This window comes from Salmonella sp. 32010601201800023SM (genome assembly GCF_017572235.1).
Taxonomy (GTDB): Bacteria; Pseudomonadota; Gammaproteobacteria; order Enterobacterales; family Enterobacteriaceae; genus Salmonella; species Salmonella enterica.
The window spans coordinates 264,635-278,807 of sequence record NZ_JAGEQS010000005.1 but is presented as its reverse complement, the minus strand read 5'-3'; the positions used below and the strand labels follow the sequence as shown (position 1 = coordinate 278,807).

Genomic DNA, 14,173 nt, shown 5'->3' with positions numbered 1-14,173 from the left:
AAGGTAACCTTTTTAAACCCGCCCGGCGTGCGGGCGGTGGGATAACTTATCTTCTGGCATTACTTCGCGACGGTTGACGAGCCGTCGGCGTGCCACTGGAAGACGCCAAATTCAAATCCCTTAAGATCGCCTTTTTCATCCCATTTCAGCGGCCCAATAACGGTATCAGCCCCGTTCGCTTTAAGATCTTTCACCAGATCCAGTGGAGCATGGCTGGCGCTACGCGTCATTGCGGTCGCCAGCGACTGGACGGCGGCGTAGGTGATCCAGACATACGGACCGCTGGGATCTTTCTTGTCGGCTTTCAGCGCCTCAACAATCGCCTTATTCGCCGGGTCCTGGTCATAACGTTTTGGCATCGTCACCAACATGCCTTCCGCCGCACCGCCCGCAATATTGGACAGCGACGCGTTACCCACGCCTTCCGGCCCCATAAATTGCGTTTTCAGGCCATTAGCCCGCGCCTGGCGCAGCATCTGCCCCATTTCCGGGTAGTAGCCGCCGTAATACACAAAGTCGATATTCTCTTTTTGCAAGCGGGCAATCAGGGCGGAGAAATCTTTTTCGCCGGCGGTAATACCATCAAAAAAGACAATATTGGCATTGCCCTGCTTCAGACCATCCTGCACGGAGCGCGCCAGTCCTTCGCCGTATTGCTGTTTATCGTGAATGATAGCGATGCGCTGCGGTTTCACCGTTTCCAGGATGTATTTCGCGGCCGTTGGCCCCTGGGAGGAGTCCAGGCCGGCGGTACGCATAATGTACTGATAGCCGCGCTGGGTCAGCTCCGGGTTAGTCGCCCCCGGGGAGATCATCAGAATACCTTCATCTTCATAGATATCGGATGCTGGCTGAGTAGAAGAAGAACACAAGTGACCAATAACGTACTGAATACCGTCGTTAACGATTTTGTTGGCCACCGCCACCGCCTGTTTTGGATCGCAGGCATCATCGTACTCTACGCCGACCAGCTTATCGCCTTTAATACCGCCTTTAGCGTTGATGTCTTTAATGGCCTGGCGCGCGCCGTTAAATTCCATATCGCCCCATTGCGCTACCGGGCCGGACATCGCCCCGACTATGGCGACTTTAATATCATCTGCCATTGCCCCCTGCGAGACTGCTAATGCAACAATCCCTGCGATTATTGTTTTCGCTTTCCGTTTCATGTGCCTGTATCCCCATTCGTGATGTTATATGTTTTGTTTTTTGCTGGTTAAAAAGCAGACTGTACTTTTTATAAATGGTGCGCTTTTTACTGACTCATTAATGAGTTAGCGCAGCATTTAAAGCATAATAAGATTAAAATCTCTATTTTTCAGTCTATTAAGAAAAGATAATATTCTGCTTTTCGCTATAGATAAACAAAAAAAAGCACGCTTGTCAGCATAAAATAACGGCATATTAAGCGGAATAATTCACTAGCATTCAGGGAATTATGCTGCCTGTTTTCCATTCTCTAATGCTTCAAACTGTAATTATCGTTGTTAAAAAATTAATAACCTGGTAAATGACACAAAAAAGAGAAAGCATCTGGCCTGCCTGTTTCGGTACACTGATCGCATCTTTTGAAATCGGGACAAGCCGTCGATGAAGCTGACCATTCTTCGTTTAGAACACTTTAGCGCTCAGGATCAGATCGATCTGGGCAAAATCTGGCCGGAATATTCCGCCTCCTCATTAAGCGTAGATGAAACGCACCGGATTTATGCCGCGCGGTTTAACGAGCGTTTGTTGGGCGCCGTAAGAGTGACGCTGAGCGGAACGCAGGGCGCGCTGGATTCCTTACGCGTGCGTGAAATCACCCGTCGCCGCGGCGTCGGGCAATACCTGGTAGAAGAAGTCATCCGCGATAATCCCAACGTCTCGTCGTGGTGGATGGCGGATGTCGGTGTTGAAGACCGCAGCGTGATGGCCGCGTTTATGCAGGCGTTAGGTTTTACCGCCCAGCATGACGGCTGGGAGAAGCGCTAAAAGAAAGCCGGATGGCGCTGACGCTTATCCGGCCTACATGCCGGGAGAAAAGATAAAAACCACCTCGCAATTTTCCAAGAATTTCGCGTTGCAGGCAGGCGGCAAGTTATGAAATCCCCGGGAGCTTACATAAGTAAGTGACCGGGGTTGAATAACGTAGCCAACGCACCTGCAGCGCGAAAGGCGCCAGGAAAATCACTTGGCGTCCGTCGCCGTACCATTCGCATGCCAGTCAAACACGCCGAACTCAAATCCTTTCAGATCGCCTTTCTCATCCCACGACAGCGGTCCCATTACGGTGTCGACCGTGGCGCCTTTCAGGTATTTGGCGATTTCCGCCGGATCGTCGGAGTGGTTCAGCCCCGCCTGCAACGATTGCAGCGCGGCGTAGGTGGTCCACACGAATGCGCCGCTAGGATCTTGTTTCTTGGCTTTGATGGCATCCACAATCGGTTTGTTCGCTGGCACCTGATCGTAGTTCTTCGGTTTGGTGACCAGTAAGCCTTCCGCCGACTCTCCGGCGATGTTAGACAGCGACACGTTCGCCACCCCTTCCGGCCCCATAAACTGGGTTTTCAGCCCTGCGGCGCGGGACTGGCGCAAAATCTGCCCCATTTCCGGGTGATAACCACCGTAGTAGACAAAGTCGATATTCTCTTTTTTCAGACGCGCTACCAGAGTGGAGAAATCTTTTTCGCCGGCGGTGATGCCGTCAAAGAATACGACGTTAACGCCGCCTTTCTTCAGACCGTCCTGCACCGCGCGCGCCAGCCCTTCGCCGTACTGCTGCTTATCGTGGATAATCGCGATGCGCTGCGGTTTTACCTTCTCCAGAATATATTTTGCCGCCGTTGGCCCCTGGTCAGAGTCCAGACCGGTGGTGCGCAAAATCAGGTTATAGCCGCGCGCGGTCAGCTCCGGCGCGGTCGCCGCCGGGGTTATCATCAGGATGCCTTCGTCTTCGTAGATATCAGACGCTGGCTGTGTGGAAGAGGAGCATAAGTGACCGATAACATACTTGATGCCGTCGTTCACCACTTTGTTAGCGACCGCTACCGCCTGTTTCGGATCACAGGCGTCGTCATATTTCACCGCGACGAGCTTATCGCCTTTAATACCGCCTTTCGCATTGATATCGGCAATTGCCTGCTCCGCACCGGTAAATTCCTGGTCGCCATACTGCGCCACCGGACCGGACATCGCGCCGACAACCGCGACTTTAATGTCCTCTGCGAATGCCATATGGCTTAATGACAGGGCGATACATCCTGCCAATAACGTTTTACCCTTCATATTCATCCTGATAATCCCCATTATTCTGGTTGTTACGTGTGTTGTGGTGTTATTGTTCAGCACTTTATTTCGATTATTGGCTAGCTACCCGTGCTTTAGCAGCATACTCTGCTAAAACATACCCGATTTTTATTATTTTGGAATAGCTAAATTTACATCCAGATAACAGATTTGTGTCGGTGGGGGAGAGGAAGGGCCCGTAGGCCCGATAAGCGAAGCGACATCGGGCAAACGTGTTGCCGGATAGCAGCGTAAACGCCTTATCCGGCCTACAAAAAACAAAACCCCCGAATTCACATTCGAGGGTTCATTGGCAATTCGCGAAGATTACGCTTCGATCGCAGCGCGAAGCTTTTTCATGGCGTTCTTTTCAAGCTGGCGCACACGCTCAGCGGAGACGCCGTAACGATCGGCCAGCTCCTGCAACGTAGACTTATTGTCTTCGTCCAGCCAGCGAGCGCGGATAATATCCTGGCTACGCTCGTCGAGCCCCTGCATCGCATCGGTCAGTCGGTTAGCGGCCTGCTCTTCCCAGTTATCGTCTTCAATGCCGTCGGCAAAGTTAGACGATTTATCCTGCAGATACAGCACCGGCGCCATTGGCTGGCTGTCGGACTCATCGTCCGAAGACATGTCAAACGTCATGTCCTGCGCCGCCATACGCGACTCCATCTCACGCACGTCTTTACTGGAAACACCCAGTTCGCGCGCCACCATTTCAACCTCATCCTGATTAAACCAGCCCAGACGCTGCTTGGTTTTACGCAGATTAAAGAACAGCTTACGCTGCGCTTTCGTGGTTGCGACTTTAACGATACGCCAGTTACGCAGCACGTATTCGTGAATTTCTGCTTTAATCCAGTGTACGGCGAAGGAGACCAGGCGCACGCCTACTTCCGGGTTGAAACGACGTACGGCTTTCATCAGGCCGATGTTGCCTTCCTGGATCAAATCCGCCTGCGGCAGACCATAGCCCGCATAGTTACGAGCAATATGAACAACAAAGCGCAGGTGAGACAGGATCAGCGTTTTAGCTGCTTCCAGATCGCCCTGGTAATGCAGCCTTTCAGCCAATGCCCGCTCCTCGTCAGCCGATAACATCGGCCACGCGTTCGCCGCCCGGATATAAGATTCCAGGTTGCCAACAGGGGCTAAAGCTAAATTTTGCATTTCTTTGGTCATTCAAATCCTCTCAATCAGTATTGCCTGGCACCGTCAGCGAGCAACAACCGTGCCAAAGCCGATGAGCAACGAGAATATCACCCACTCTTTTATCAGACAGTGATTTTATCCACAAGTTCAATGTAACACTGTGCATAATTTGCACAAATCTTGTGACATAAAGATGACGCGCGGGGAAGAGACAACAGGGACTCTTTCCCTGCGAACGGAAGCCCATTGCAGGGAAAGATTATACCACGATTTTATCAATCGGGAGTAAAGTGACGTAAATGTTGCACCGTGGCCAGCCAGGCGGCGATCCAGCCAATCATGGAACAGACCAGCAGCAGCAACAGGCACTCATCGAACGATAAGCCATTGAGATCAAACTTCGTGCCGAAGACCTGCGCCACTTCAGTCACCGCCGATGATAAACGCATCACCAAAATTTCAGACAATATCAGTGAAAGAAACGCGCCGGAAAAACCGAGCAACGCGCCGCCATAGAGGAACGGACGCAGGATAAAGCCATCGGTCGCGCCAATCAGCTTTTGCACGTTAATGGTATCGCGACGGGCAAAAATGCTCAGGCGCACGCTGTTGCCGATAACGAGAAAGACCGCCGCGACCATCAGCACGCCGATCATCGCCGACACGCGGCCCACCAGCCCGGTGAGCGCCGCCAGGCGCGCAAACCAGCTATCATCCATGCGGACTTCGTCAATGCCGTTAATCTGCGAGATACGGTCGCGCAGCGTATTAAGCGAGGCGGTACTCTGGAAGTCCAGCTTGGGGATCACCACCGCCACCGCCGGTAGCGGGTTCTCTTCCAGCATATCCAGCGCGCCGCCAAAACCCGACCAGTTGCGGAATTCTCCCAGCGCGTCCTCACGGGACAGGTAGTTGACCTTCTCAACGCCCTGCTCGGCCTGAAGCTGCCCAACAACTCGCGCCGCCGCGTCATCATCCAGCGTTTTTTGCAGATAAACGGTGATCTGCGGCGACGGATAATACTGAGTCGCCGCCTGGTTGACGTTCTTATAGACCATGTAACAGACGCTGGGCAGCGTCAGGGAGATGGCGATCACCATCACCGTCAGAAACGTCGCCAGCGGTTTGCTTTTCAGATCTTGCAGCGCGCCGTGCCAGGCATAGCGCACCTGTTCATTAAAGACATTTGTTTTACGTGAGTTTGGTTTCGGCGTCGGCTTCTGGCGTCCTGGCGCGTTGCGCCCGCCGCCTGTTCCGCCGCGAGACTTACGCAGTCGATCCAGCCGTCCGCCGAACTGCCTGATTTGGTTAATCGCGTCGCGCCTATTCATTGGCCAGGCCTCCATGCAGATGTCCATCGCTCAGGACGAGCTGCCTATAGGAACGACGGGAGATAAGTCCAATATCGTGCGTCGCCATCAGTACCGTCACCCCTACGCGGTTAAACTCTTCAAACAGACGTAAAATCCCTTCCGACAACGCGTCGTCCAGGTTCCCGGTCGGTTCATCCGCCAGCAATACCGCTGGCTTATTGACCACCGCGCGGGCGATGCCCACGCGCTGTTGTTCGCCTCCGGAGAGTTGAATCGGGAAGTTTCTCGCTTTGTCCAGTAGTCCAACCTTATCCAGCGCCGCCGACACACGACGACGGATATCATCGCCGCTGGCGCCAGCAATGATTAACGGTATCGCCACATTGTCATAGACCGTGCGATCCATCAGCAGATGGTGATCCTGGAAAATCATCCCAATCTGGCGGCGCAAAAACGGCACTTCGCGGTTTTTCAGGCGCGTAATATCATGCCCGCTGAAGAAGATTTTGCCGGCGCTGGGCCGCTCAATCCCACAGATTAGCTTCAGCAGGGTACTTTTCCCCGCGCCGGAGTGGCCGGTCAGAAACGCCATCTCGCCTGGCCGCATATGGAATGTCACTCCCTGCAGCGCTTGTCTCCCGCCGAGATAGGCCTTGCTGACATGTTCAAAGCGAATCATTGTTAATCCTCTCGGGCAAAAAGTGCCTCAATAAAATCGTCCGCCTTAAACGGACGCAAATCCTCGATACGTTCGCCCACGCCAATGTAACGGATAGGAATGCCAAACTGGTCAGCTACCGAGAAAATCACCCCGCCTTTCGCCGTACCGTCCAGCTTGGTCAGGGTAATACCGGTTAAGCCTACCGCTTCATGGAACAGTTTGGCCTGGCTTACCGCGTTCTGTCCGGTGCTGGCGTCAATGGTCAGCATAACTTCATGTGGCGCTTCTTCGTCCAGCTTTTTCATGACGCGAACGATTTTTTTCAGCTCTTCCATCAGGTGCGACTTGTTCTGCAGACGCCCTGCCGTATCGGCAATTAACACATCCACATTACGCGCCTTCGCGGCCTGGATAGCGTCAAAAATCACCGAGGCGGAGTCCGCGCCGGTATGCTGGGCGATAACCGGAATGTTGTTACGCTGTCCCCAGACCTGTAGCTGTTCGACCGCCGCCGCGCGGAAAGTATCCCCCGCCGCCAGCATCACTGATTTACCCTGCTGCTCAAACTGGCGCGCCAGTTTACCGATAGTAGTGGTTTTACCCACGCCGTTCACGCCAACCATCAGAATAACAAAAGGCGTTTTACCTTCAATATTAAGCGGTTCGTCTACCTTCGCCAGAATCTCGCCCATCTCGTCTTTCAACAGACCATACAGCGCCTCGGCATCTTTAAGCTGTTTGCGGCTGGCGCCTTCCGTCAGATTAGCGATAATCTTACGCGTGGTTTCCACCCCGACATCAGCGATGAGCAACTGCTCTTCCAGCTCCTCGAACAAATCATCGTCGATTTTCTTGCCGCGGAACAGACTGATAAATCCGGAACCGAGATTTTCTTTGGTTTTCAGCAGACTGCGTTTCAGGCGGGCAAAGAAACCTTCTTTAGTCGGTTTTTCCTGCTCCTGAACGATCGCTTCCACCGGCGCATCTTCTTCCGCTGGCGGAACAACCATCACCGCCTCTTCCGCCGCCTGAGCGGCCAGCGCCTGCGCTTCCAGCTCTTCGTCGGTGAATTTCGCCGCGTTTTCGCCCTCTTCTTCTACCGCAGCAATGACCTCTACGGTTTCCGCTTCGGCCTGCCACTCTTCCGGCGAGATAGCCTCGTCTTTGACCTCTTCCGGCAGCGGCAATTCCTCGCGTTCCACCGCGATCTGCGGCGCTGCCGTCTCAATGGCCGCCGCGGGCTCCGGCTCTACCGGCTGCGGTTTTTCGCTCTCCTGAACTTTCTCAGTAACGTCCACCACCTCTTCCGCAAAGGCTTCGGTTTCTGCTTTGCTGTGTGCGGGCGTTTGCGCGTCTACGTCTGCCGCCGTTTCAACAGGGGGCTCAACCGGTCGTTGTTCCTCAACAATCTGCTGTTCTTCGGTCTGTTCCTGCTTCTGCTCTTTATCACCGAAGCCCAACCAGGAAAAGAAGCCACGTTTTTTCTGTTTTGCCATCTGCGACTACACCCCTCGCGGCGCTATATACATGGAAGCTAAAAAAATGATGAAATAGTCTATCACTTAACTTAATTCACATCACCGCCTGGAATAACTTGCAACAGGCGGTTCGAGCAAGAGAAATGAAAAAACCGACTCACTCTGGCAGCGGCCAAATCCGCATTATTGGCGGGCAATGGCGTGGCCGTAAATTACCGGTTCCGGACAGCCCGGGTCTGCGTCCCACCACCGATCGCGTGCGCGAAACGTTATTTAACTGGCTGGCTCCGGTAATGGTAGACGCCCATTGTCTGGATTGCTTTGCCGGCAGCGGCGCGCTGGGTCTGGAAGCGCTATCGCGTTATGCGGCCCAGGCAACGTTACTGGAAATGGATCGCGCCGTATCGCAGCAGTTGCAAAAAAATCTGGCGACGCTGAAAGCCAACAATGCTCGCGTCGTCAATACCAATACTCTGGCCTTCCTCAGCCAGCCGGGGACGCCGCATCACGTCGTCTTTGTCGACCCGCCGTTTCGTAAAGGGCTGCTGGAAGAGACGTTACAATTGCTGGAAACCCAGGGATGGCTGGCCGACGACGCGCTAATCTACGTAGAAAGCGAGGTGGAAAACGGTCTGCCGCCCGTTCCGGCGAACTGGGCATTGTATCGAGAAAAGGTGGCCGGACAGGTCGCTTATCGTCTGTATCAGCGCGACGCGCAAGGAGAAAATGATGTTGATTAATCTGGGCCGCTTATTAATGCTCTTCGTGTGGGCATTTTTGATTCTTAATCTGGTGCATCCCTTCCCGCGCCCACTCAATATCTTCGTCAACGTGGCGTTGGTGTTCATGGCGCTGATGCACGGTATGCAACTGGCGCTGCTGAAATCAACGATACCGAAAGAGGGTCCGCAGATGACGACGGGAGAAAAAACCCGCATTTTCCTGTTCGGCGTGTTTGAGCTGCTGGTCTGGCAGAAGAAGTTTAAGAACAAAAAATAACGTTTGCTGCCGGATGACGGTTTATTCGTTATCCGGGGTACGGCTAACAAACCCGACGAACCGCGTTCCCTTATAGCTTAGCGTACCTTGATCGCCCACCGTCAAAGCGTGGTACTGCTGCGCTTGTAAACGGAACGTTTTTTCGAGACCGCCATTGAGCGGCTTAAAACTGGCCTCATAGCGCATACTGGTTCCCGCCGGGCTCACTTCCTGCTGGCGAGAGCGTCGGTCGTTAACCGGCTTCTCCCGTTTACTGCTGACCACGACCAGCTTTTGCTGTAACGGCGCCGCCTCATTAGCGGCTTTTTCCCGCCGTTGCTGAACGAAGCGGAACGACGCGGCAACTACGATTAATGCGATGATTATAATGAAGAAAAGCGGTGGCTTACTCATACTGTTAACCTGTCAGAAAATGCGGAAATAAGCATACCCTGCCCGTTATAGTGTTGTCATCTGACCGTCACGGCCTCTACACTGAATAATAGAGCCGCAAGCATACCGTTTGCGAAAAAATAACGAATTCAAGGAATTAAGATGCTTTGGTCGTTTATCGCTGTCTGCCTGTCCGCATGGCTGTATGTGGACGCCTCCTATCGCGGGCCAGCCTGGCAACGCTGGGTTTTTAAGCCCGTCACGTTATTACTGTTGCTGTTACTGGCCTGGCAAGCGCCGATGTTTGACGCCATCAGTTATCTTGTGTTGGCCGGACTGTGCGCCTCGCTGGTCGGCGATGCGTTAACGCTCTTGCCGCGTCAACGCCTGCTGTACGCCGTCGGGGCATTTTTCTTATCGCATCTGCTCTACACCATTTACTTTGCCAGCCAAATGACGTTGTCGTTCTTCTGGCCGCTGCCGCTGGCGTTACTGATAGTCGGCGCGTTGCTTATCGCCGTTATCTGGACGCGACTGGAGGAGCTACGCTGGCCGGTATGTACTTTTATCGCCATGACGCTGGTCATGGTCTGGCTGGCGGGCGAACTGTGGTTCTTCCGTCCAACGGCGCCAGCCCTTTCGGCCTTTACCGGCGCGACGCTGCTGTTTATCGGCAATATCGTCTGGCTGGGTAGCCATTACCGCCGCCGTTTCCGGGCGGATAACGCAATTGCCGCCGCCTGCTACTTTGCCGGACACTTCCTGATTGTTCGCTCGCTGTACCTGTAAATAATAGCGCTTGACTCTGGAGTCGACTCCAGAGTGTATCCTCCGGTTAATGAGAAAATTATCATCAACCGGAGGACGTTATGTCGACCCCTGATACCGATGGCAAAAAAGTCCCGCCCTTTACCTCCTTCAGATTAGCCCCGGCAATACAGAAGGCCGATAGCTGCTGCTGCGAAGAACATTGCGCGTCCAGCGCGCCTGTTTCTACTGCCGTGGCAGGCACGCGCTATACCTGGAAAATCTCCGGCATGGACTGCGCCGCCTGCGCCCGAAAAGTGGAGAATGCGGTACGCCAAATTCGCGGCGTCAACCAGGCGCAAGTGCTGTTCGCCACCGAAAAGTTAGTGGTCGATGCCGACGCCGACCTTCGCGCGCAAATTGAACACGCCGTACAGAAGGCGGGTTATACCTTGCGTAGTGAAGATTCGCGCGACGCCGCACCTGAATCTCGTCTTAAAGAGAACCTGCCGCTTATTACGCTGATCATTATGATGGCGATAAGCTGGGGGCTGGAGCAATTTAACCACCCGTTCGGCCAACTGGCCTTTATCGCCACCACCCTGGTCGGTCTGTATCCTATTGCCCGCCAGGCGCTGCGACTGATGAAAAGCGGCAGTTGGTTCGCTATTGAAACGCTGATGAGCGTCGCCGCCATTGGCGCGCTGTTTATTGGCGCGACGGCGGAGGCGGCAATGGTATTGCTGCTGTTCCTCATCGGCGAGCGCCTGGAAGGATGGGCCGCCAGCCGCGCCCGTAAAGGCGTCAGCGCGTTAATGGCGCTTAAACCGGAAACGGCGACCCGTCTGCGCGACGGCGTACGGGAAGAGGTCGCGATTAATACCCTGCGACCGGGCGATATTATCGAAGTCGCCGCCGGGGGGCGTTTACCCGCCGACGGTAAACTGGTTTCCGGTTTCGCCAGCTTTGATGAAAGCGCGCTCACCGGCGAGTCTATCCCTGTGGAGCGCGCAACGGGCGACAAAGTCCCGGCAGGCGCGACCAGCGTTGACCGTCTCGTCACCCTGGAGGTGTTATCTGAACCTGGCTCCAGCGCGATTGACCGTATCCTGACGCTGATTGAAGAGGCGGAAGAGCGCCGTGCGCCCATTGAGCGGTTTATTGACCGTTTCAGCCGCATCTATACGCCAGTCATTATGGTCATCGCGCTGCTGGTGACGCTTATTCCGCCGCTGATGTTCGATGGCGGCTGGCAGGAGTGGATTTATAAAGGGCTGACGCTGCTGCTCATCGGTTGCCCGTGCGCGCTGGTGATCTCCACGCCCGCGGCCATTACCTCCGGGCTAGCGGCGGCGGCACGGCGCGGCGCATTGATTAAAGGCGGCGCAGCGCTGGAGCAACTGGGCCGTATCACGCAGGTCGCCTTTGATAAAACCGGTACGTTGACCATTGGTAAACCACGGGTGACGGCGATTCATCCGGCAAGCGGTATCAGCGAAGCTGAACTGTTGGCGCTGGCGGCAGCCGTAGAACAAGGCGCTACGCACCCGCTGGCACAGGCTATTGTCCGCGAAGCGCAGACACGCGATCTGGCGATCCCGACGGCGGAATCGCAGCGAACGCTGGCCGGCACCGGGATTGAAGCGCAGGTTAACGGCGAACGTATTCTGATTTGCGCGGCGGGAAAACAGCCTGCGGCAGCGTTTGCCGGGCAAATTAGCGAACTGGAAAACGCCGGGCAGACGGTGGTTCTGGTGCTGCGTAACGAGACCGTTGTTGGCGTCCTCGCCCTCCAGGATACGTTGCGTGACGATGCGCGCGACGCCATCCGCGATCTGCATCAGTTAGGCGTTAACGGCGTGATTCTGACTGGCGATAACCCACGGGCGGCGGCAGCGATTGCCGGCGAGCTGGATCTGGCGTTTAAAGCCAGACTACTGCCGGAAGACAAGGTGCGGGCAGTCACCGCTCTTAACCAACAAGCGCCGCTGGCCATGGTGGGCGACGGCATTAATGATGCGCCCGCGATGAAAGCCGCCAGTATCGGAATTGCGATGGGCAGCGGTACTGACGTCGCGCTGGAAACGGCTGACGCCGCCCTTACTCATAACCGTCTGCGCGGGTTAGCGCAGATGATTACGCTGGCGCGCGCTACCCACGCGAATATCCGGCAGAACATCACCATTGCGCTGGGGCTGAAAGCCATTTTCCTGGTGACGACGCTACTGGGTTTTACCGGGCTATGGCTGGCAATCCTGGCGGATACGGGAGCTACGGTATTGGTGACCGCCAACGCGCTACGTTTGCTGCGTAAAAACTAATCTTCTCCCGCCCGGCGGCGTCGTGTCGCCGGGTTATCCCGCGGTATTCCTTTCTTTGTACATATTATTCACGCGAAAATTATTTATTTTCTATTACTTATCAAACCATTAATCAGAAATAGCGTGATTTGATGTAAGGTTAATTTTTATCCAACCGATATTGATCATACCGTCTACAAAATAAGGAATGTTAGGCACTATGAAAAATATCAAAGTCATCACCGGCGTTATCGCGACGCTGGGCATATTTAGCGCCTTATTGCTGGTGACAGGAATACTGTTTTATTCCGCCGTCAGCAGCGATCGGCTGAATTTCCAGAATGCGAGCGCACTGAGTTACCAACAACAGGAACTGGGCGGCAGTTTTCAGACATTGATCGAAACCCGCGTTACCATTAACCGCGTGGCGATACGCATGTTAAAAAATCAGCGCGATCCCGCCTCGCTGGACGCCATGAACACGCTGTTAACCAACGCTGGCGCGTCGCTCAACGAAGCGGAAAAACATTTCAACAACTACGTGAACTCCGAAGCGATCGCAGGCAAAGATCCGGCGTTGGATGCCCAGGCCGAAGCCAGCTTTAAGCAGATGTATGACGTTTTGCAGCAGTCTATCCACTATCTTAAAGCCGATAATTACGCCGCCTATGGCAACCTTGACGCGCAAAAAGCGCAGGATGACATGGAGCAGGTATATGACAAGTGGCTCTCTCAAAATGCGCAATTAATAAAATTAGCCAGCGATCAGAATCAGAGCAGTTTTACCCAGATGCAATGGACGCTGGGGATAATTCTACTTATCGTGCTCATCGTACTGGCGTTTATCTGGCTGGGGCTGCAACGCGTTCTACTCCGCCCGCTGCAACGGATTATGGCGCACATTCAAACTATCGCCGACGGCGATCTTACCCATGAGATAGAGGCCGAAGGACGCAGTGAAATGGGCCAACTGGCTGCCGGTCTCAAAACGATGCAGCAGTCGTTAATCCGTACCGTCAGCGCGGTGCGCGATAACGCAGACTCTATCTATACTGGCGCAGGCGAAATTTCCGCTGGCAGCAGCGACCTCTCTTCCCGTACCGAACAGCAGGCCTCGGCGCTGGAGGAGACCGCCGCCAGCATGGAACAGTTAACCGCCACGGTACGGCAAAACACCGATAACGCACGACAGGCGACGGGTCTGGCGAAAACCGCATCAGAAACCGCGCGTAAAGGAGGACGCGTGGTGGATAACGTAGTGAGCACCATGAACGATATCGCCGAAAGCTCGGAAAAAATCGTGGACATCACCAGCGTGATTGACGGTATCGCCTTCCAGACTAATATCCTGGCGCTGAACGCTGCGGTAGAAGCCGCCCGCGCCGGCGAACAGGGGCGAGGATTCGCGGTTGTGGCCGGAGAGGTACGCACGTTGGCCAGCCGTAGCGCGCAGGCCGCCAAAGAGATCAAAGTGCTGATTGAAAACTCCGTGTCGCGCATTGATACCGGCTCTACGCAGGTACGCGAAGCGGGAGAAACCATGAAAGAGATCGTTAACGCCGTGACCCGCGTGACCGATATTATGGGCGAAATCGCCTCTGCCTCCGATGAGCAAAGCAAAGGCATTGAGCAGGTGGCGCAGGCGGTATCGGAAATGGACAGCGTGACGCAGCAAAACGCCTCGCTGGTAGAAGAATCCGCAGCAGCGGCGGCGGCGCTGGAAGATCAGGCTAACGAACTTCGTCAGGCGGTCGCCGCGTTCCGCATCCAGAAACAGCCTCGTCGGGAGGCGTCGCCGACGCCGTTAAGCAAAGGCTTAACGCCACAGCCCGCCGCAGAACAGGCGAACTGGGAACGCTTCTAATCAGAATGCTATCTGCCGTG

At 54.7% G+C, this 14,173-nt stretch carries 14 protein-coding genes; 7 read left to right on the top strand and 7 right to left on the bottom strand.

Annotation, left to right across the window (positions count from 1 at the left end; all coding sequences use genetic code 11):
- Nucleotides 1-59: 59 nt before the first annotated feature.
- On the bottom strand, nucleotides 60-1,169 hold the full coding sequence (gene livK / locus J4617_RS16580; protein WP_000822976.1) for a high-affinity branched-chain amino acid ABC transporter substrate-binding protein LivK: 1,110 nt from the start codon (nucleotides 1,167-1,169) through the stop codon (nucleotides 60-62).
- A gap of 421 nt (nucleotides 1,170-1,590) precedes the next feature.
- Between livK and panM the strand changes: the two genes are divergently transcribed.
- Together panM and J4617_RS16570 are read left to right on the top strand one after the other, a co-directional pair.
- Entirely contained in the window at nucleotides 1,591-1,974 is a 384-nt protein-coding gene (gene panM, locus J4617_RS16575; protein WP_000778873.1) for an aspartate 1-decarboxylase autocleavage activator PanM, read from the top strand.
- A complete protein-coding gene (locus J4617_RS16570; protein ID WP_001517957.1) occupies nucleotides 1,952-2,086 on the top strand; it encodes a hypothetical protein in 135 nt (44 codons plus the stop codon). Before panM ends, J4617_RS16570 begins: the two co-directional genes overlap by 23 nt.
- 83 nt (nucleotides 2,087-2,169) lie before the next feature.
- Here J4617_RS16570 and livJ read toward each other — a convergent pair whose 3' ends face one another.
- From livJ to ftsY, 5 genes are all read right to left on the bottom strand, one after another.
- Complete coding sequence (gene livJ / locus J4617_RS16565; protein WP_001528146.1) at nucleotides 2,170-3,273, bottom strand: branched chain amino acid ABC transporter substrate-binding protein LivJ; 1,104 nt, start codon at nucleotides 3,271-3,273, stop codon at nucleotides 2,170-2,172.
- Between the two features lie 321 nt (nucleotides 3,274-3,594).
- A complete protein-coding gene (gene rpoH, locus J4617_RS16560; protein WP_000159621.1) occupies nucleotides 3,595-4,449 on the bottom strand; it encodes an RNA polymerase sigma factor RpoH in 855 nt (284 codons plus the stop codon).
- A gap of 245 nt (nucleotides 4,450-4,694) precedes the next feature.
- Nucleotides 4,695-5,750, bottom strand: a complete 1,056-nt coding sequence (gene ftsX, locus J4617_RS16555; protein ID WP_001081707.1) for a permease-like cell division protein FtsX — start codon at nucleotides 5,748-5,750, stop codon at nucleotides 4,695-4,697.
- Nucleotides 5,743-6,411 carry a cell division ATP-binding protein FtsE gene (ftsE, locus tag J4617_RS16550; RefSeq protein WP_000617729.1) on the bottom strand — a complete coding sequence of 223 codons (669 nt, stop codon included), beginning with the start codon at nucleotides 6,409-6,411 and terminating at the stop codon, nucleotides 5,743-5,745. Before ftsE ends, ftsX begins: the two co-directional genes overlap by 8 nt.
- 2 nt (nucleotides 6,412-6,413) lie before the next feature.
- Nucleotides 6,414-7,889 (bottom strand): signal recognition particle-docking protein FtsY, encoded by a 1,476-nt coding sequence (gene ftsY, locus J4617_RS16545; RefSeq protein ID WP_001118686.1) that lies wholly within the window; start codon nucleotides 7,887-7,889, stop codon nucleotides 6,414-6,416.
- A gap of 125 nt (nucleotides 7,890-8,014) precedes the next feature.
- Between ftsY and rsmD the strand changes: the two genes are divergently transcribed.
- Nucleotides 8,015-8,611, top strand: coding sequence for a 16S rRNA (guanine(966)-N(2))-methyltransferase (gene rsmD / locus J4617_RS16540; RefSeq protein ID WP_000743275.1), 597 nt, complete (start codon nucleotides 8,015-8,017; stop codon nucleotides 8,609-8,611).
- Nucleotides 8,601-8,870: a DUF1145 family protein gene (locus J4617_RS16535; protein ID WP_017465330.1), complete on the top strand. Its 270-nt coding sequence runs from the start codon at nucleotides 8,601-8,603 to the stop codon at nucleotides 8,868-8,870. The genes rsmD and J4617_RS16535 overlap by 11 nt, the downstream gene beginning before the upstream one ends.
- A gap of 21 nt (nucleotides 8,871-8,891) precedes the next feature.
- Here the strand turns inward: J4617_RS16535 and J4617_RS16530 are convergent, their stop codons facing one another.
- Entirely contained in the window at nucleotides 8,892-9,263 is a 372-nt protein-coding gene (locus J4617_RS16530) for a DUF2500 domain-containing protein (protein ID WP_000042852.1), read from the bottom strand.
- A 141-nt stretch (nucleotides 9,264-9,404) separates the two neighbouring features.
- Between J4617_RS16530 and J4617_RS16525 the strand changes: the two genes are divergently transcribed.
- The 3 genes from J4617_RS16525 to J4617_RS16515 all read left to right on the top strand — a co-directional run bounded on the left by J4617_RS16525 (nucleotide 9,405) and on the right by J4617_RS16515 (nucleotide 14,153).
- On the top strand, nucleotides 9,405-10,031 hold the full coding sequence (locus tag J4617_RS16525; RefSeq protein ID WP_000964735.1) for a lysoplasmalogenase: 627 nt from the start codon (nucleotides 9,405-9,407) through the stop codon (nucleotides 10,029-10,031).
- Between the two features lie 80 nt (nucleotides 10,032-10,111).
- Nucleotides 10,112-12,310, top strand: a complete 2,199-nt coding sequence (zntA, locus tag J4617_RS16520) for a Zn(II)/Cd(II)/Pb(II) translocating P-type ATPase ZntA (RefSeq protein ID WP_017465329.1) — start codon at nucleotides 10,112-10,114, stop codon at nucleotides 12,308-12,310.
- 199 nt (nucleotides 12,311-12,509) lie between these two features.
- The gene (locus J4617_RS16515) at nucleotides 12,510-14,153 is read left to right on the top strand and encodes a methyl-accepting chemotaxis citrate transducer (RefSeq protein ID WP_017465328.1); all 1,644 of its coding nucleotides are present in this window, start codon (nucleotides 12,510-12,512) and stop codon (nucleotides 14,151-14,153) included.
- The last annotated feature ends 20 nt before the right edge of the window (nucleotides 14,154-14,173 follow it).